The sequence below is a fragment of the Streptomyces sp. NPDC048353 genome (genome assembly GCF_055587165.1).
In genome coordinates this window covers 482261-499817 of the sequence record NZ_JBVJGU010000005.1, presented here as the reverse complement: position 1 = coordinate 499817, position 17557 = coordinate 482261, and the positions used below count along the sequence as shown (strand labels likewise).

Sequence of the window (17557 nt, the reverse complement as noted above, 5' to 3'; positions counted from 1 at the left end):
GTCGATCGCCCGTCGGCGCGTGGAGCGACGCGTGCACCGGGGCACGCGCCGGCCCGTGAACCGGCAGGTGGACCGACGAGCGGGCGAGGAGGCGGACGGCCGGGGTCACCGTCACCGGTGCGTCACCGACCGGTGCCGCCGTAGACGACGGCCTCGTCCGAGTCGCTGTCCAGCCCGAAGGCGGTGTGGACGGCCGTGACGGCCTCGTTCACGTCGTCCGCGCGCGTGACGACCGAGATGCGGATCTCGGAGGTCGAGATCAGCTCGATGTTCACGCCCGCGTCGGACAGCGCCTGGAAGAAGGAGGCGGTGACGCCGGGGTTGGTCTTCATGCCCGCGCCGACCAGGGAGATCTTGCCGATCTGGTCGTCGTAGCGCAGCGACTCGAAGCCGATCGCGCCCTTCGCCTTCTCCAGGGCGTCGATGGCCTTGCGGCCCTCGGCCTTGGGAAGGGTGAAGGAGATGTCCGTGAGGCCGGTGGAGGCGGCGGACACGTTCTGGACGATCATGTCGATGTTGATCTCGGCGTCGGCGACCGCCCGGAAGATGGCCGCGGCCTCGCCCGGCTTGTCCGGCACGCCGACGACGGTGATCTTCGCCTCGGAGGTGTCGTGGGCGACGCCCGAGATGATGGCCTGCTCCACCTTGCGGTCCCCTTGCGGCTCGTTGCTGACCCATGTGCCCTGAAGCCCTGAGAAGGACGAGCGGACGTGGATCGGGATGTTGTAACGGCGTGCGTACTCGACGCAGCGGTGCAGCAGCACCTTGGAGCCGGAGGCGGCGAGCTCCAGCATGTCCTCGAAGGAGATCCAGTCGATCTTCTTCGCCTTCTTGACCACGCGCGGGTCGGCCGTGAACACACCGTCGACGTCGGTGTAGATCTCGCAGACCTCGGCGTCGAGGGCGGCGGCCAGCGCCACGGCGGTGGTATCGGATCCGCCGCGCCCCAGGGTGGTGATGTCCTTCTTGTCCTGGGACACGCCCTGGAAGCCGGCGACGATCGCGATGTTGCCCTCGTCGAGGGCGGTGCGGATCCGGCCCGGCGTGACATCGATGATGCGCGCTTTGTTGTGGACCGAGTCGGTGATGACACCGGCCTGGCTGCCCGTGAACGACTGGGCCTCGTGGCCCAGGTTCTTGATCGCCATGGCCAGCAGGGCCATGGAGATCCGCTCTCCGGCGGTCAGCAGCATGTCGAATTCGCGCCCGGCAGGGATCGGGGATACCTGCTCGGCGAGATCGATCAACTCGTCCGTCGTGTCGCCCATCGCGGAAACCACGACGACCACTTGGTGGCCGTTCTTCTTGGCGTCCACGATTCGCTTGGCGACGCGCTTGATGCCTTCGGCATCGGCAACGGAGGAGCCTCCGTACTTCTGCACGACAAGGCCCACGTGCGCTCCTCGTTCAGTGTCTGCCGCAGTCATCACTGCGGTCGGCTCAGTCTAACGAGCAGCCCGGAATCGCCGACCGTATATCACATCCTGAGATGTCCCGCTCAGGTAGTGATCACGGCCCTCGGCCCGGGCCGCCCGTGGACGACTCCCTGCCCCGGCGTCGGCCCGCTACGCGGACTTGTGGGCGGGGTCACAGACCGGACAGCCCCGGGCCGGGCCGGAATCCCGGCCCCGGAAGCCGGCCGAGGGCGGTAAGCGCGGTACGCGGGTGTCGCGCGGCTATTTCTTCACCACGCGCACGCCGATGCCGAGCGGGCCGCCGATCTCCGCCGCCATGACCCGGCCCGCCTCCTCCGCGAGGTCGTCCTCCGTGATGTCCTCGTCCGTGTCGAGGCCGTCCAGCTCGGCCAGCGGCTGGTCGAGGCGGACGTGGGAGACGAGGGACTGGAGGGCGCGCAGGGTGCCGGAGGCCGTCGGTCCCCAGTTGGAGAAGTACGAGAACTGCCACCACCACAGCGCCTCGCTGGTCCGGCCCGCGCGGTAGTGCGCCAGGCCGTGCCGCAGGTCGGTGACGATGTCGGCGAGGTTGTCGGAGATCCGGCAGGGCACGGGCGCCTTGCGGGGCTCGTACGGGTCGAAGACCTCGGAGAAGACGTCCACCGGCTCCAGGAGCATCGCGAACCGCATGCGCAGGTCGTCGACGTCCACGTCCGGGCCCGTGTCCGGCTCGTACGCCTCGTCCGGGACGATGTCCTCGTGCGCGCCGAGCCGCCCGCCCGCGAGCAGCAGCTGCGAGATCTCCAGGAGCAGGAAGGGGACGGCGCTGTCGGGCTCGTCCCCCTTGGCCACTTCCGTCGTGGCCACGATGAAGGACTCGATCGAGTCGGCGATCTGGACCGCGAAGTCGTCCGGGTCCTGCGTGATGGAGTGCAGCGTGGCGTCAGACATCGAGGGTGCCTCCCTTGAGCTCACGGACGAGCGCGGGGGCCGTGTCGGCCCGGTCGTCATACATCTAGCAGGCGCCGCCCCTCGAAGGCACGGCCCAGGGTGACCTCGTCGGCGTACTCCAGGTCGCCGCCGACCGGCAGGCCGCTCGCGAGGCGCGTGACCTTCAGTCCCATGGGCTTGATCATCCGCGCCAGGTACGTCGCGGTGGCCTCGCCCTCCAGGTTCGGGTCGGTCGCCAGGATCAGCTCGGTGACCGTGCCGTCCGCGAGCCGCGTGAGCAGCTCCCGGATGCGCAGGTCGTCCGGGCCGACGCCCTCGATCGGGCTGATCGCGCCGCCGAGCACGTGGTACCGCCCACGGAACTCGCGCGTCCGCTCGATCGCCACGACGTCCTTCGGCTCCTCGACCACACAGATGACCGTCAGGTCCCGGCGCGGGTCGCGGCAGATGTTGCACTGCTCCTGCTGTGCCACGTTGCCGCAGATCGCGCAGAACCGGACCTTCTCCTTCACTTCGAGCAGCGCGTGCGCCAGCCGGCGCACGTCGGTCGGCTCGGCCTGGAGGATGTGGAAGGCGATCCGCTGCGCGCTCTTGGGACCGACGCCGGGCAGCCTGCCCAGTTCGTCGATGAGGTCCTGAACCACGCCTTCGTACAACGGAACGCCCTTCTCGGGTCTGCTTGATTCTTACGGTAGTAGCTGCCGGGTCGGCTTAGAAGTCCGGGGCACGCATCGGAACGTCCGGCGCGGCGGTCCGGCGCGGGGACCGAGAGGCGTACGGGGTCGCCGCAGGGGCCCGCGGGGGCCGTCGCCGGGGACGTGCAGGGCCTCGTACGACGCGGTGCGTACGAGGCCCTGAGGCCCTGGGGATCCGACGCGGGACCCTGGGAGAACCCGGCGGGACGGCCGGCTCCGGACCGCGAGGGCGGGCCGGGGGCGGCTCAGAAGCCGAGGCCCGGCATGCCGCCGAGGCCCTGCGTGAGCGGGCCCAGCTTGGCCTGCTGCAGCTCCTGGGCGTTGTCGTTGGCGGCCTTGACCGCGGCCACGACGAGGTCGGCCAGGGTCTCGGTGTCCTCCGGGTCGACGGCCTTGGGGTCGATCACCAGGCCGCGCAGCTCGCCGGAGCCGGTCACCGTCGCCGTGACGAGGCCACCGCCCGCCTGCCCCTCGACCTCGGTCGCGGCGAGCTCCTCCTGAGCGCGCGCGAGGTCCTGCTGCATCTTCTGGGCCTGCTGGAGGAGCTGCTGCATGTTGGGCTGGCCACCACCGGGAATCACGGTCACTCCTGGCATTTCGCCGGATACGCGGGGCATCCGGACGGCTGACGTTCGGTAGGCCGAGCCTACGTGGTCCCCGCCCGTGACGCGGACACAACTCTTTCGAGTGAGAAACTGCGGGCTCCTCTACCTGATCAAGACGCTCTTGCGGGCGGAAATCCCGGGATTCCGGGCCCACAGCCCACCATTCGGCGGTAGGAAGGGCAGGCACCACGTGCACCGCACGTCACAGAAGGACACGAGCGTCGCCGAGCTGAACAGAGGAGTCCCGCGGTGAGCCAGCAGCCGGAGATGCAGCCGCCGCAGCCGCCGCCGGGGCAGCACGGGCAGCAGGGCCAGGAGCGGGTGGGACGACAACCAGAGGGGTCCGCCGCGTCCCGCGATCTGCTCGGGGCGCCCTTCCCGCTCGGCGACTGGGGCGAGCCCGCCGAGCGGCTGGACGAGCTGTACCGCTGGGTCGAGTCCCACGCCCTGCGCACGGCCGAGTGGTACCTCTCGGACCGCGTCCGCAAGCGCCGCTGCGCCCGCGCCCTGCGGATCGGTACGGCGCTGGGCGTGATCGCGGGCGCGGCGCTGCCGCTGCTCGACCTGACCGGGCTCGCGGCGCACGGGGTGGCCGGCTGGGGCTATCTGTCCCTGCTTCTCGCGGCGGCCTGCCTGGCCTGCGACCGCTACTTCGGACTCACGTCCGGCTGGATAAGGGACGTGGCGACGGCCCAGGCGGTGCAGCGCAGACTCCAGATGCTGCAGTTCGACTGGGCGTCGGAGAACGTACGCGAGGTCCTCGGGCCGACGGAGGGGACGGCGAGCGAGGCCGCGGAACGGTGCCTGGGGGTGCTGCGGCGCTTCTCCGAGGACGTGACGGAGCTGGTCCGGGCGGAGACGGTGGACTGGATGGTGGAGTTCCGCTCCGGCCCCGCGCCGCTGGCCCTCCAGTCGGTCGGCACGACACCGCCCCGCCAGGAGACCGGCCCCCCGGCGCCCCGCTTCCCGCTGCCCCCGGGCACCCGCCCGAACATGCCGCGCCAGCGCCCGCCCGAGCCGCGCTGAGCAGGGGGCGGGCGGGCCGAGCGCGCCGGGCTGGGACCCGGACACGCCTCGGCCGTGCGCCCCTGCCCGACCGGCCCTCGGTCATGTCCGGAAAGTCCCGCCCGGGGAGCGGATAGTGCGGGGCGGCGGGTCAGCTGAGGACGATCATGGATCCCTGGCCGAGGCTCCGCGTCGCCGCCGCGTGGAGCCCCAGCCACACATGGCGCTCCCGGGCGAACGGGCTGTCGTCGTACGCGATGGGTCCCGCCGGTTCCTCCAGCGAGGTCGGCCGCTCCGGCGGCAGCGGCGGGGCCGGCGGGTTGGCCGGGTCGATCCCGATCGCCGGCGCGACGAACTGCAGCTCGCGCAGCAGCCCCTGCGAGGACCCGAGCGGGCCGCCGCCCTCCAGGAGCTCGTCGTTGGAGAGCGGAGCCGGGAAGTCCACGGGGACGTACGCACCGGCGTGGTCGTAGTGCCAGACGAGGTGGGACTGCTGCGCGGTCGCCTCGAACATCTCCAGGAGCTGTTCGTAGTCCCCGCCCAGTTCGCCGACGGGCTCGACCGGGAGGCCGCAGATCTGCAGCAGATAGGCGCGGCGGAGGAAGTGGAGGGCGTCGTAGTCGAATCCGGCGACCGGCGCCACGTCGCCGGAGAGCCCCGGCATGTAGGCGAACACGGGGACGGTGGGCAGCCCTGACGCGGTGAGGGCCGCGTCGTAGACGGCGATCTCTTCGGCGAAGGGGTTGTCGGGGCTGTGGCACAGCACGTCGACAAGGGGGACCAGCCACAGGTCACAGGCCAAGGGAGGCTCGCTCTCCGTCAGTTGCAGGGACGGCCAGGGTAATCGGCGCCGGGCACGTCGCACACCCGCTGGTGACCTGCCCGCCGACGCCCCCGGTCAACCCGCCCGGCCGCGGACGCGCTCCGGCGGACGACCGGTCAGCGGCCCGCCTGGCGGTCCAGGCGGTCCGCCCACTCCAGCGACTGCGCGTTGTACGCCCGTACGACCGCGACCGCCGCCTCCGCGTCCCCCAGGGTGATCGCGTCGACGAGGTCCACGTGTCCGCTCCACAGCCAGCCGGGCCGGTCCTCGTCGGAGCGCAGGTAGGGAACGGAGAACACCCAGGACTGGACCCGCAGCCGGTGCAGGAAGTCGGCGATGTAGTCGTTCGCGGAGACCAGCCGGCCCAGCTCGCGCCAGTAGCGGATGTCGTAGCCGATGAGGACGTCCAGGTCGCCGGCGCGGGCCGCGCGGGCCGCCGCCTCGCCCCGGCGCCGCACGGAGACGAGGGCGACGCCGATGCCGACGTCGGGAACGGCGGCCGTGAACGGGGCCGGGGCGGGGGCGTGGCGGCGGAAGATGCCGTCGACGACGAGCATGCGGGCTTCGACCATGCCGCGGTAGTCGTCGACCGAGAACTGGTGGACGCGGAACCCGCGGTGCTGGTCGGAGTCGAGGAGACCCTGCGCGGACAGGTCGACCAAGGCTTCGCGCACCGGAGTCGCCGAGACTCCGTACTGCTCGGCGATCTGCTTGACCGTGAACTCCTGGCCGGGCTGCAGACGCCCTGCGAGGACTTCGTCACGGAGCGCGTCCGCGATCTGCCGCCGGAGGGTGTTGCGGGTGACAGCTCCGCTCGCGGCCATGATCGTCGGCCCCCTCCGTCCGGCTTCGGACACCCTAGACCAGAGGGAGGGGGACCCCGTCCGTCAGACGGTGTGCTCGTCCGCCACGCTGAGGGCCGCGTCCAGGGCGGCGAGCCCCTCCTTCGCCTCGGCCTCGGAGACGTTGCAGGCGGGGACGGCGTGCGTGCGGTTCATGTTGACGAAGGGCCACAGGCCGTTCTTCTTGGCCGCCGCTCCGAAGGCCGCCATGGGGGCGTTGGCCTCGCCCGTCGCGTTGTACGGGACGAGGGGCTCGCGCGTCTCCCTGTTCCTGACGAGGTCGAGCGCCCAGAAGACGCCCAGGCCGCGCACCTCGCCGACGGACGGGTGGCGCTCGGCGAGCTCGCGCAGGCCGGGGCCGAGGACGGTCTCCCCGATGTGGGCGGCGTGCTCGACGACCTTCTCGTCCTCCATCACCTGGAGGGTCGCGACGGCGGCGGCGCAGGCGAGCGGGTGCCCGGAGTAGGTGAGTCCGCCCGGGTAGGGCCGCTTGTCGAACGTCGCGGCGATCTCGGCGCTGATCGCGACGCCGCCGAGGGGTACGTAACCGGAGTTCACGCCCTTGGCGAAGGTCAGCAGGTCGGGCACGACGTCGAAGTGGTCGGCGGCGAACCACGCGCCGGTGCGGCCGAAGCCGGCCATGACCTCGTCCAGGACGAAGACAATGCCGTATTTGTCGCAGATCGCGCGGACGCCCGCGAGGTAGCCGGGCGGCGGGGTCATGATGCCGGCGGTGCCGGGGACGGTCTCCAGGATGATCGCCGCGATGGTGGCCGGGCCCTCGAAGGCGATGGTGTCCTCGAGGTGGGCGAGGGCGCGCTCGCACTCCTGGGCCTCGGTCTCGGCGTAGAACGGCGAGCGGTAGAGGAACGGCGCCCAGAAGCGGACGACGCCCGACGAGCCGGTGTCGGAGGCCCAGCGGCGCGGGTCGCCGGTGAGGTTGATCGCGGTGGAGGTCGCGCCGTGGTACGAGCGGAAAGCCGAGAGCACCTTGTGGCGGCCCGTGTGCAGACGGGCCATCCGGACGGCGTTCTCGACGGCCTCGGCGCCGCCGTTGGTGAAGAAGATCTTGTCCAGGTCGCCGGGGGTGCGCTCGGCGATGAGGCGTGCGGCCTCCGAGCGGACGTCGATGGCGAAGGCGGGCGCGAAGGTGGTGAGCTTCGCGGCCTGCTCCTGGATCGCGGCGACGACCCGGGGGTGCTGGTAGCCGATGTTGGTGTAGACGAGGCCGCTGGTGAAGTCGAGGTAGCGGTTTCCGTCGTAGTCCCAGAAGTACGAACCCTCGGCGCCGGCGACGGCGAGCGGATCGATCAGGCCCTGGGCGGACCAGGAGTGGAACACGTGCGCACGGTCGGCGGCCTTCACGGCCGCGCCGGCCTGGGGGTCGGGTTCGACATGAGGGGTCATGGGCCCAGGGTAAGGAAGCGCTGGTCGGAGCGGCCATGACCATCTTGTCCACCGAGACCGACCGGGACGCGACACCTTGTGAGGGGGCGCGGGGTGGCGGCGAGCGGGGGGGCGCGGGGTGGCGGCGAGCGGGGGGGCGCGGGGACGGGTCCGGCGCGGCCCAGCTCGAGCACATTGACAGAATGCTGTCATCGTGACAGTCTTCTGTCATAAGGCACGGTACCGACTTCCGCAGGAGGCCCGAGATGCCCCGCACCGTCCACCTCGCCGTCTACGACACCCTCGCCGACTGGGAGACGGGTCACGCCACGGCCTGGCTCGCCCGCACCGGCCACGAGATCCGCACCGTCGGCCCCTCCACCGAGCCGGTCACCACCCTCGGCGGTCTGCGCGTCACCCCCGACCTGGCGCTCGACGACCTGCGGCCGGAGGACAGCGCGCTGCTGATCCTCCCGGGCGCCGACCTCTGGGACACCGGCGACGCCCTCGCCCCCTTCGCGGCCAAGGCCCGCGCGCTCCTCGACTCCGGCACACCGGTCGCGGCGATCTGCGGGGCCACCGCCGGCCTCGCCCGCGAGGGACTCCTCGACGACCGCGCCCACACGAGCGCCATCTCCTTCTACCTCGCGGCCACCGGCTACCGGGGCACCGCGCACTACGTCGACACGGACGCCGTGACCGACAAGGGCGGCGACGGCGCCGGCGACCTGATCACGGCCGGGCCCACCGAACCGGTGGCGTTCGCCCGCGAAGTCCTGGCGATGATGGGCGCTTTCGACGGCGAGAGGCTCGACGCGTGGTACCGCCTCTTCCACGACTCGGACCCCGCCGCCTACGAGACGCTCACCGCGGAGCAGCCGTGAGCCGGGAGCAGCAGGACGCGCTGTCGCGGACCGCGCTCGGGGTGTTCCGGCTGAACGGCCAGTTCCTCGCCGTATCGGAGAGGCTGGCCGAGCCGGCCGGCCTCACGGCGGCCTGGTGGCAGGTCCTGGGAGCGGTGCTCCCGGAGCCGCTGCCGGTCGCCGGGATCGCCCGGACCATGGGCATCACGCGACAGAGCGTGCAGCGGATCGCGGACCTGCTGGTGGGCCGGGGACTCGCGGCGTACGAGCCGAACCCGGCCCACCGCCGGGCCAAGCTCCTGGCCCCGACGCCCGAGGGCCGGGAGGCGATCCGCCGTATCGACCCGGGGCACGCGGAGCTGGCCGCCCTGCTCTCGCGCGAACTGGGCGGCCAGGACGCCTTCGCGGAGACGGTACGGGTGCTGGACCGGCTGTCGGCGGCGCTGGAGGCGGTCAGCGCGAGCCGCCCGCCCCTTCCTCCGGAGGGGGCAGAGCCGACGCCACGTACGCCATCGCCCGGGTGAACTCCGGGTCGGTCAGCCGCCGCGCCATCTCCTCCTCGTCGACGTCCTCGATGTGGGTCTGGATCCACCACAGGTTTCCGAACGGGTCGCGGACCCGGCCGACCTTGTCGCCGAAGAAGAGGTGCGTCACCTCGGTGACCGAGGTCCCGCCCGCTTCGACGGCCCGTCGGTGGACCGCCTCCGCGTCCTCCACGTACAGCCGCACGAAGGCGGGCGTCGGGCCCCAGCCCGGCGGGCTGTCGAAGGCCATGAGCCGGCCGTTCCCGATGCGCAGTTCGGCGTGCCCGATCGATCCGTCCTCCAGGACGAACCGGCCCAGCTCCTCGGCGTCGAAGGCGCGCCGCAGATAGTCGATGAGCCCGGCGGTGTCGTCGGTGATGACCCACGGGGTGATGGTGGTGTAGCCGTCCGGGACGGCCTTGGTCTCGGTCATGTCCCCGACGTTAGGCGGGCAATAGGTCAGCTCCCGACCTCTTGGCCGCCCGATCCGCAGGCGGATCCGGAGACAGGAGGAGGAGGGGGCGGGTGATCCGCTCCCTCCTCCTCGCCACACCCCCGCGCGGCCGGGCGGGCCGCAGGCGCGGGGCGTCAGCAGTACAGGTTCGCGCCCGTCGGCACGCCCAGGATCTGGGTGAACTGCTGGTACTTGCTCACCCGGCTCTGGACCTGCGCGGGGTTCTTGCCGTCGCACTCCAGCGCGCCGTTGATGGAGCGGATCGTCTGACCGAATCCGGCGCCGTTGACCATCGCCTGATGGCCGGTCATCGTGCCCGGGCCGTTCTGGGTGTTCCAGTACCAGAGGCCGGTCTTCCAGGCGACGGCCGACTCGCGCTCGACGCGGTACGGGTTGTTGAGCAGGTCGATGCCGAGGGCGTCACCCGCGGCCTTGTAGTTGAAGTTCCAGGAGAGCTGGATGGGTCCGCGGCCGTAGTACGCGGCCTGGCCGGCGGGGCAGCCGTAGGGCTGGTTGCGGTCGCAGTAGTGCGGGTAGTTGGCGGTGTTCTGCTCGACGATATGGACCAGGCCACCGGTCTCGTGGTTGACGTTGGCGAGGAAGGCGGCGGCCTCCTGCCGCTTCACGGTGTCGCTGCCGGTGTTGGAGAAGCCGGGGTAGGCGCTGAGGGCGGCCGTCAGGCCGCTGTACGTGTAGAAGGAGTTCCGGTTCGGGAACATCTGGTTGAACTGGGCCTCGCTGACGACGAATCCGGAGGTCGGAGGCGGGGTCGTACCGCCGCCGCAGGCGCCCTCGTCGCGCCAGACGTCGGAGGTGCCGGGGCGTTCGTTCTGGGTCCACCACTTGGCGTACCAGTTGCGACCGTTGTAGGAGGCGGTCATTCCGCCGGTGTAGACGCTGGAGGAGTTCCAGCCGGCCACGCAGGCGGGGGCCGCGCCTGCCGACGCGGCGGGGAGGAAGACGGCCAGTCCGACGGCCGTACAGAGAGCGGACACGAGTATGAGCAGGCGTCGCAGCATGCGCTCGTCCTTCCGTGGGGAAGGCCCAGCGAACCCGCTTTGGTCTGGACCTGTCAAGGTCTAGACCAACATTCGTGCCAACATTCGTGACACTCGTACCGCCGGCTCTCACCGCTGGAGCACGCGCTCCAACAGGCCGGTCAGCTGCGCCCGTTCGGCCGGGGACAGCGGCTCCATCAGCTCGTCCTGGATTCCGGCGAGGACCCGGTCGAGGCGCCGCAGGTGCTCACCGCCGCACGCGGTCAGCGTGACGACGTTGCGTCGGCGGTCGTCGGGGTCGGGAGTGCGCTCGACATGGCCGCGCTCGGCGAGCTCGTTGATGACCGCGACGAGGTCGCTGCGGTAGATGCCGGTGCGACGGCTCAGGCCGGCCTGGCTGGTCGCCCCGAACTCGTCCAGCGAGACGAGCACCGTGTAGTGCCACTTACGGGCGTCCTGCTCGGCCAGACCGGCACAGACCAGGCGGTCCGCCCGCGCGGCGGTCAACGCGAGGAGACGGCTCGGCAGCGCGCGGAGCCGGGCGGGGGTCCGCCGCTCGTCCTCGCCGGGGGCGCCGTCCGCGGCGTCGGGGTTCATGCCCGCAGATTACCCCTGGCGTTAGGGGGCCGAACGATGGATCGGACGGCGGGAAGTCCCAGGAGGAGACCTCGCCCCGCGACCCCTTGAACGAGTTCGAAACCACGGTCCGCGTGCGTGGAGAGGACTGTTAGGCTCCGGCTCACCTGCGGTGGGGGCACGGCAGGGCAGTCCGGGGAGGGATCAGTGGTTCGTCATACCCTGACGCGGGGCGCGTTCGCCGCCGCGATGGGCATCGCGCTGACGATCGGCGGCGCGCTGCCGTCGGCGACGGTCGCGCGAGCGGAAGAGGCACCGTCCGCGGGGCCGGGAGCGCCCGCCGCCGCGGCAACGGACACGACCGAAGAGGTCGTCGTCCCGGCGGCCTTCAAGACCACGCCGCGCGGCGGAACGCCGTACCTGGCGGAACGGTCCCGCTACCGCGAAGCCGACGCGGCGGGCGCAGAAGGCGTGTTCCACACCGAGGAGGGCCTGGCGGGCACTCAGTGGACGCGTTACGCGGACGGGAAGACCGTCCCGGTCACGCTGCCCGACACGCCGTGGACAGCCGTCCAGGGGACCGGCTCCGACGTGCTCGCCTATCTGCGCGCGGGCGAGGTGGAACTCCGTCACGCCGACGGCACCGTGCGGACCGTCGCCCTCCCGGACGGGCTGGACGGGGGCGTCCGGGTCTTCGGTTCCACGGTCGTCGCCCACAAGATGGTCGCCAAGCCGGACGGCACCGGGCGGACCGCCACGGAGACGCACCTGCTCTCCGTGCGCCCCGACGGGACGACCCTGGACCTGCCCGTCACCGACGCGGCGGGCGACGGCTTCCTCGGAGTCCCCTACGCCGCCGACGACACCCACGTCCTCATGACGACGTACGCTCCGGGCCAGGCCGTCCAGCCGGCCCTCGTCTCCAAGGAGACGGGCCGCGTCACCCGGATCGGAGCACCGCTGCCCACCGGGGCCTACCCGATGGCGCTCTCGCCCCGCCACGTCGCCCTGCGATCCGCCGACGGCACCATCCTGCTCCTCCCGCGCTCCGACCTCGCCGCGCCGCCCGTCCCGGTGGACCTCGGCCCCGCCCTGGCCGAGTCCCAGCAGGTCGCCGTGGTCGGCGAGCAGCTCGTCTACCGCGACACCCTGGGCCGGGTCTACCGACAGCCGATCGCCGGAGGCGCAGCCGTCGAACTCGTCGCACGGTCCACACAGGCCCTTTCGACGGGGCCCGACGGCACCGCCGTGGTCATCGGCGGCAGCGGCTCGACCGACTGGGGAGTGCGCCGCATCACGGCCGACGCCGAGGGCAGGCCCGTCGCGGCCCTGGTGAAGAGGTTCACGCCGCTCACCGCGCGCATCCGGGGCATCGCCGTCACGCAGGGCCGGCTGGCCGTCGTCGACGACAGCGCTTCCGCCGCCGGGAAGGCCGGCGCACACGTCCGCACGGTGAGCGCGGCCGGAATCGGCGAGCGCGCCCGCTTCGCGGGGCAGTTGCCCGCCTGTGCCGCGGACGACACGGCCTGTGCCCGCCTCATCGGCCTCGGCGACGGGCGCTTCGCGCGCTTCTCGGCTCACGACCAGGCCTTCGACACCTACGCGGTCGCCGGGCCGGGCCGAAGCACCGTGGCCACCGGGGAGAAGGGCAGCGTCCTCACCGACGCGTCACCCCACCAGCTCCTGCACACCATCCCCGGCCCCACCGGCGAGAACGCCGTCACCGACCTGACTGCGAACACGCTCCGGAAATACCCCCCGGGAGCCACCGCTCTGCACGGCTCCGCCAACTGGGCGGCCTCCACCACCGACAAGGGCACCGTCGTCCGGCGATTCGTTCTGGACGCCGACGCGATAGCCTCCTACCCGGGCATCCTTCCCTGCGTCGCGCAGGAGCTCCAGGTGGTCGGCCGCTGGATGTACTGGCTGTGCGGACCGAACGGTCCGGCGGGCGTCCGCGACATGTGGACGGGCGCATCGCGCCCTGTCCCGTCCGGCGAGGCCCTGCTGGGCGACGGTTACGTCGTCACCCACGACAAGACCGCCGGAAAGCTCGTCCTCACCGGCGTCGACTCGTCCCGGGCCGTCAGCCGGGTCATCGGCGACCTGCCGGACACCGGCGTCTCCCAGCGCCACATCCGCTGGACCGTGGACCGCTTCGGCGGCGGGGCGGCGTACGTCGACGCCGCCGAGCGGGTCCGTCTCGTCCCGGCGGGCATCGCCACCCAGCCGTTGTCGGTCGTCGACGGAAGGGGCGCCGACGCGGTCGACGCCACCGCCGCCGCCCCGATGCTCACCACGCTCACCCTCAGCAAGCCCGTCGCGTCGTGGAACCTCAGCATCCGGCACAACGCCACCGGCGAGGTCACCGCCCTCGCGGCCGGCGGGGAGGCCCGCGAACGCATCGACATCCGGTGGAACGGCCGGGACGCCGCCGAGAACCCGATGCGGAACGGGGCGTACACCTGGACGTTCACCGCCCGGCCCGTCGACGGCGTGGGCGCCGACTTCTCGACGAGCGGCCACACGGTCCTGCGCAACGCCACTCCCACCGCCTCCGAGACCTTCACGGGCGTCACTCCGGTGCGCGTCATGGACACCCGGACCGGTCTCGGTGTCACGAAGGCCAAGATCGGCGCCCGGGGCACCGCCACCCTGACCATCGGGGGCAAGGGCGGCGTGCCGGCCACGGGGGTCACCGCCGTCGTCATGAACGTGACCGCGACGAACACCACCGCGTCCACCTACATCACCGCGTACCCGTACGGCACCACCCGGACGAGCGCCTCCCATCTCAACGTGCCGGCCGGCCGGACCGTACCGAACCTGGTCGTCGTGCCGGTCAGGGACGGCAAGGTCACCTTCTACAACCACGCGGGGACCGCGGACCTCGTCGCCGACGTCCAGGGGTACTACACCCCGGATTCCGGCGACCTCTTCCGCCCCCTGACGCCCGCGCGGCTCCTCGACACCCGCGGCGGCCTCGGCGCGGCGAAGGGCAAGCTGCCGGGCCACAGCACCCTGGCGCTCACCGTCGAAGGCAGGGGCGGCGTGCCCGCCGGGACGCGGTCGGTGGTCCTGAACGTGACCGCCGCCGGCCCGACGTCCTCGACCGTCGTGTCGGTGGTGCCGCAGGACCACACGGTCGACTGGTGGGGACCGTCACTGCTGAACACGACGGCGGGCCGCACGGTGTCGAACGTGGTCGTCGCCCCCGTGGTCAACGGCAAGGTCTACCTCTACAACCACGCCGGCGCGGTCGACCTGATCGCCGACGTGCAGGGCTACTACACGGACGCCGCCCACGGTTCGCGGTTCGAGCCGCTGGCCCCTTCCCGGGTCCTGGACACCCGCGCCGGGACCGGGGCGGCCAAGGCCAAGGTCGGTCCCGGGGGGACCGTCCAGCTCACGGTCGCCGGCAAGGCCGGGGTCTCGGCGGTCGACGTCACGGCCGTCGTGCTCAACGTGACCGCGACCAACACCACGGCGTCCACGTTCATCACCGCGTACCCCTACGGCACCACCCGCACCAGCGCGTCGAACGTCAACGTGCCGGCCGGGGAGACCGTGTCCAATCTGGTGGTCGTTCCCGTCGTGGACGGCAAGGTCACCTTCTCCAACCATGCCGGGAGCGTCGACCTCGTCGCCGACGTCCAGGGGTACTTCGCCCGGTGACCCGGGCCCGGGCCGGAGGGCGCACACGCCCGGCTGGCCCGGTGTCCCGGCCCCGGGGCACCGGAGGCGTCGAGCGCGGTCGGAGGCGCGGGGGGTTCTCAGACCAGGAGCACCAGGCGGCCGGGGCGGTGGCCCGCCTCGACGCGGCGGTGGGCCTCGGCCGCGAGTTCCAGGGGCATCACGTCCGCCACCCGGGTGATCAGGCCGCGGGAGGCCACGAGTTCCAGGATCTCCTTGAGCCGGGGCGCGTCCGGCGCCCCGTGGACCGCCGTCACCGAGATGCCCCGCTCCGCGGTCGGCATCCGTTCGGGCGAGGCCGAGATGAAGACGCCGCCGTCCTTCAGGACCGGCAGCACCGGTGCGCCGATCAGGGCCGCGTCGAAGACGCCGTCCACCCGGTCGGGGGCGGCCTCCAGCAGCTGGGCGAGCACGTCCTGAGGCTCCCCGCGGCGGACGATGTGGTCGGCGCCGAGGACCCGCAGCTCGGCCTCGTCGCCCTCGTTCGCGACCACGAGCACCCGGTAACCGGCGGCGGCCGCGTGCTGCACCGCGAACCGGCCGACCACCCCGCCCGCGCCCGTGACCAGCACGATCGAGCCGGTGGGGAGGCGCAGCATGTCGACGGCCTGCTGGGCGGTGAGCGCGGAGAGCGGCACCGAGGCCGCGGTGGTGAAGTCGACCTCGTCGGGCACCGGGGCCAGCCAGGCCGGTTCGACCTGGATGATCTCGGCGTAGCTGCCCGCGCCGGTGCGCTCCTCCGCCCAGGGCACGAAACCGGCCACACGGGTCCCGACCGGCATGCCGGGGGCGGGGTCCATCAGGGTGCCCGCGAAGTCGGAGCCCAGGACGAACGGCGGCGCCAGGTCGCCCAGGCCCGCGGCGTACTGGCCGGCGCGGATCCGCAGGTCCGCCTGGTGCACCCCGGCGGCCTTCACCCGCACCCGTACCCGCCCCGGGGCGTCGGCGACCTCCGGCTCGGGCCGGCGGGCGATCTGCAGCACCTCGGGACCGCCGTAGGCGGTCACTTCGACGACACGCATGGGGTTCCTCTCCGACGGGGCCCCCTCGTGGCCATTACACCCACGCCCCCGGCCCCCAGCAACATCAGTGCCGCCACCTGAAGGAAGGGAGAACTCCTGATGGCGTCCCGCGACACCGCCCCCGGCCTCGCACACGCGTCCGTACCGTCGCGGGCATGGAGTGGATAACCGCCGAGAACGTCGTCGCCGTGGTCACCGCCCTCATCGGTGTCCTCGTCTCGGCGGGTGTCGTGGCCTACGAACGCTTCATGCAGCGGGGCAGGCGGCTCGGCTACCGCGTCCAGCTCAACACGCCCCTGCGCGACGGCGACCAGACCGTGGGGGACATGACCGTCCGGGTCGGCGAGGTCGGCGGCACCGACGGCTCCACGCTCGTCCTGCTCCGGATCGAGAACGACGGCCTGCGCGACATCCACCACGCGGACTACGAGCGGTCCGACGGCTTCGAGGGGCTGCGGGTCACCTTCGACGACAAGACCGTGCAGGCCGTCGTCGCCACCGTCCCCCAGCCCTTCGAGCGGGTCCGGCGCCACCTGGAGGCGGAGCCGCGGCTGCGCAAGGAGGGCAACGCGGTCCTGATGCCCAAGGTGTCCCTCGGCCGCAAGCAGTACTTCAAGCTGCTGGTCCTGCTCTCCGGACGGGTGGACCTGGACGAGATCGAGCTGACCGGCACGCTCCGGGAGACCGACATCCACCGCAACCACAGCAGGAGCGTCGACGACCGGACGCCGACGTTCAGCCCGGCGGCCCGCAACATCGCCCTCGTCCTCGCGGCCTGTGTGGTCACCCTCGCCACGATCATCGTCCGCAACGAGACCCCGCCGCCGATCGGCTGCGCCCGGGGCACGCTCACGGTCACCGGCTCGACGGCGTTCGCCCCCGTGGTGCGGGAGGTGGCGAAGGAGTACGAGAAGGACTGCGAGGGCGCCACCGTCCTGGTCGACGCGCACGGCTCGACGGCGGGCATCCGGGAGCTGGCGGCGGCCGGGGCCGCGAGCGGCAAGCGCTCCCCCGCCGTCGTCGCGCTCTCCGACGGGCGGGGGCCCGGCGGCTATCCGCGGCTGCGGGAGAACAGGGTCGCTGTCTCCCTCTTCACCCTCGTCGTCCACGACGGGACGGCCGTCGACAACCTGTCGATCGAGGACGTCCGCCGCCTCTACCGGGGCGAGATCACCGACTGGAGCCGGCTGGACGGGGGCTCCAGCCGGCGGGTCCTGCTGGTCAGCAGGGACGCCAACTCCGGTACGCGCGAGGTCTTCCAGCGCCGGGTATTGGGCCGCAACGAGCCCGCGAACTCCTCGCGCGACTGCGCGACCTCGGACGACCCGGAGGCGAAGGTCCTGCGCTGCGAACTCGACAGCACCGAGCAGGTGCTGGCGACCGTGGCCCGGCTTCCCGGCGCCATCGGATACACCGAACTCCGCGCCTCCGACGGCCGGAAGGGCCTGCACCGGGTCGCCATCGACGGCCGCGTCCCCGACGTGGAGGAGATCGGCGCGTCGACGTACCCGTACCGGGAGATCGAGTACGCGTACACCTGGGGGCAGCCGGCCGCCGACTCGCTGACCTCGAGCTTCCTCGCCTATCTGAGCCGCGGCGGCGGCCAGGACGTCGTCCGCGCCCACGGCCACCTGCCGTGCGCGACGCCTCAGGGCCTGCGGGTCTGCGGGGAAGGCTGAGCGGCGGGGCGAGAACCGGTGGGGGGCCGTCTGGCATCCTCTGTCGA

General features: G+C 72.3%; 16 protein-coding genes. 5 read left to right on the top strand and 11 right to left on the bottom strand.

Going from position 1 to position 17557, the window contains the following annotated elements; all coding sequences use genetic code 11:
• Positions 1–122 precede the first annotated feature (122 nt).
• The 4 genes from ACZ6RC_RS20935 to ACZ6RC_RS20920 all read right to left on the bottom strand — a co-directional run bounded on the left by ACZ6RC_RS20935 (position 123) and on the right by ACZ6RC_RS20920 (position 3621).
• Positions 123–1394 (bottom strand): aspartate kinase, encoded by a 1272-nt coding sequence (locus ACZ6RC_RS20935; protein WP_391140195.1) that lies wholly within the window; start codon positions 1392–1394, stop codon positions 123–125.
• Between the two features lie 282 nt (positions 1395–1676).
• Entirely contained in the window at positions 1677–2345 is a 669-nt protein-coding gene (locus ACZ6RC_RS20930; protein WP_391140193.1) for a DUF5063 domain-containing protein, read from the bottom strand.
• Between the two features lie 56 nt (positions 2346–2401).
• Entirely contained in the window at positions 2402–3001 is a 600-nt protein-coding gene (recR, locus tag ACZ6RC_RS20925; protein ID WP_469585277.1) for a recombination mediator RecR, read from the bottom strand.
• A gap of 284 nt (positions 3002–3285) precedes the next feature.
• Positions 3286–3621, bottom strand: coding sequence for a YbaB/EbfC family nucleoid-associated protein (locus ACZ6RC_RS20920; RefSeq protein WP_356888579.1), 336 nt, complete (start codon positions 3619–3621; stop codon positions 3286–3288).
• 291 nt (positions 3622–3912) lie between these two features.
• On the opposite strand from ACZ6RC_RS20920, the gene ACZ6RC_RS20915 reads away from it, so the two are divergent.
• Positions 3913–4671 carry an SLATT domain-containing protein gene (locus ACZ6RC_RS20915; RefSeq protein ID WP_469585760.1) on the top strand — a complete coding sequence of 253 codons (759 nt, stop codon included), beginning with the start codon at positions 3913–3915 and terminating at the stop codon, positions 4669–4671.
• Positions 4672–4801: 130 nt separating this feature from the next.
• On the opposite strand, the gene ACZ6RC_RS20910 is transcribed toward ACZ6RC_RS20915, so the two are convergent.
• The 3 genes from ACZ6RC_RS20910 to ACZ6RC_RS20900 all read right to left on the bottom strand — a co-directional run bounded on the left by ACZ6RC_RS20910 (position 4802) and on the right by ACZ6RC_RS20900 (position 7722).
• Complete coding sequence (locus ACZ6RC_RS20910) at positions 4802–5452, bottom strand: hypothetical protein (protein ID WP_391140191.1); 651 nt, start codon at positions 5450–5452, stop codon at positions 4802–4804.
• A 137-nt stretch (positions 5453–5589) separates the two neighbouring features.
• Complete coding sequence (locus ACZ6RC_RS20905) at positions 5590–6297, bottom strand: GntR family transcriptional regulator (RefSeq protein ID WP_391140189.1); 708 nt, start codon at positions 6295–6297, stop codon at positions 5590–5592.
• Between the two features lie 63 nt (positions 6298–6360).
• Positions 6361–7722, bottom strand: coding sequence for an aspartate aminotransferase family protein (locus ACZ6RC_RS20900; protein ID WP_453618328.1), 1362 nt, complete (start codon positions 7720–7722; stop codon positions 6361–6363).
• A 245-nt stretch (positions 7723–7967) separates the two neighbouring features.
• Between ACZ6RC_RS20900 and ACZ6RC_RS20895 the strand changes: the two genes are divergently transcribed.
• Together ACZ6RC_RS20895 and ACZ6RC_RS20890 are read left to right on the top strand one after the other, a co-directional pair.
• Positions 7968–8585: a DJ-1/PfpI family protein gene (locus ACZ6RC_RS20895; RefSeq protein WP_469585272.1), complete on the top strand. Its 618-nt coding sequence runs from the start codon at positions 7968–7970 to the stop codon at positions 8583–8585.
• A complete protein-coding gene (locus tag ACZ6RC_RS20890; protein ID WP_391140184.1) occupies positions 8582–9088 on the top strand; it encodes a MarR family winged helix-turn-helix transcriptional regulator in 507 nt (168 codons plus the stop codon). Before ACZ6RC_RS20895 ends, ACZ6RC_RS20890 begins: the two co-directional genes overlap by 4 nt.
• On the opposite strand, the gene ACZ6RC_RS20885 is transcribed toward ACZ6RC_RS20890, so the two are convergent.
• From ACZ6RC_RS20885 to ACZ6RC_RS20875, 3 genes are all read right to left on the bottom strand, one after another.
• Entirely contained in the window at positions 9018–9521 is a 504-nt protein-coding gene (locus ACZ6RC_RS20885; RefSeq protein WP_391140183.1) for a VOC family protein, read from the bottom strand. The two genes, ACZ6RC_RS20890 and ACZ6RC_RS20885, sit on opposite strands and share 71 nt — an antisense overlap.
• Positions 9522–9676: 155 nt before the next feature.
• Positions 9677–10561 (bottom strand): glycoside hydrolase family 19 protein, encoded by an 885-nt coding sequence (locus ACZ6RC_RS20880; RefSeq protein WP_453618321.1) that lies wholly within the window; start codon positions 10559–10561, stop codon positions 9677–9679.
• Between the two features lie 108 nt (positions 10562–10669).
• Positions 10670–11137 carry a MarR family winged helix-turn-helix transcriptional regulator gene (locus ACZ6RC_RS20875; protein ID WP_469585269.1) on the bottom strand — a complete coding sequence of 156 codons (468 nt, stop codon included), beginning with the start codon at positions 11135–11137 and terminating at the stop codon, positions 10670–10672.
• A gap of 186 nt (positions 11138–11323) precedes the next feature.
• On the opposite strand from ACZ6RC_RS20875, the gene ACZ6RC_RS20870 reads away from it, so the two are divergent.
• Positions 11324–14791, top strand: a complete 3468-nt coding sequence (locus ACZ6RC_RS20870; RefSeq protein WP_469585266.1) for a hypothetical protein — start codon at positions 11324–11326, stop codon at positions 14789–14791.
• A 98-nt stretch (positions 14792–14889) separates the two neighbouring features.
• Here the strand turns inward: ACZ6RC_RS20870 and ACZ6RC_RS20865 are convergent, their stop codons facing one another.
• The gene (locus ACZ6RC_RS20865) at positions 14890–15831 is read right to left on the bottom strand and encodes an NADP-dependent oxidoreductase (RefSeq protein WP_453618316.1); all 942 of its coding nucleotides are present in this window, start codon (positions 15829–15831) and stop codon (positions 14890–14892) included.
• 155 nt (positions 15832–15986) lie between these two features.
• Between ACZ6RC_RS20865 and ACZ6RC_RS20860 the strand changes: the two genes are divergently transcribed.
• Positions 15987–17510: a PstS family phosphate ABC transporter substrate-binding protein gene (locus tag ACZ6RC_RS20860; protein WP_469585260.1), complete on the top strand. Its 1524-nt coding sequence runs from the start codon at positions 15987–15989 to the stop codon at positions 17508–17510.
• The last annotated feature ends 47 nt before the right edge of the window (positions 17511–17557 follow it).

Excerpts from the sequence above, each read along its gene's own strand:
- ACZ6RC_RS20905 (WP_391140189.1), bottom strand. The coding sequence starts at position 6,297 with ATGGCCGCGAGCGGAGCTGTCACCCGCAACACCCTCCGGCGGCAGATC.
- ACZ6RC_RS20930 (WP_391140193.1), bottom strand. The coding sequence starts at position 2,345 with ATGTCTGACGCCACGCTGCACTCCATCACGCAGGACCCGGACGACTTC.
- ACZ6RC_RS20875 (WP_469585269.1), bottom strand. The coding sequence starts at position 11,137 with ATGAACCCCGACGCCGCGGACGGCGCCCCCGGCGAGGACGAGCGGCGG.
- ACZ6RC_RS20885 (WP_391140183.1), bottom strand. The coding sequence starts at position 9,521 with ATGACCGAGACCAAGGCCGTCCCGGACGGCTACACCACCATCACCCCG.
- ACZ6RC_RS20900 (WP_453618328.1), bottom strand. The coding sequence starts at position 7,722 with ATGACCCCTCATGTCGAACCCGACCCCCAGGCCGGCGCGGCCGTGAAG.
- ACZ6RC_RS20915 (WP_469585760.1), top strand. The coding sequence starts at position 3,913 with ATGCAGCCGCCGCAGCCGCCGCCGGGGCAGCACGGGCAGCAGGGCCAG.
- ACZ6RC_RS20895 (WP_469585272.1), top strand. The coding sequence starts at position 7,968 with ATGCCCCGCACCGTCCACCTCGCCGTCTACGACACCCTCGCCGACTGG.
- ACZ6RC_RS20865 (WP_453618316.1), bottom strand. The coding sequence starts at position 15,831 with ATGCGTGTCGTCGAAGTGACCGCCTACGGCGGTCCCGAGGTGCTGCAG.
- ACZ6RC_RS20880 (WP_453618321.1), bottom strand. The coding sequence starts at position 10,561 with ATGCTGCGACGCCTGCTCATACTCGTGTCCGCTCTCTGTACGGCCGTC.
- ACZ6RC_RS20860 (WP_469585260.1), top strand. The coding sequence starts at position 15,987 with ATGGAGTGGATAACCGCCGAGAACGTCGTCGCCGTGGTCACCGCCCTC.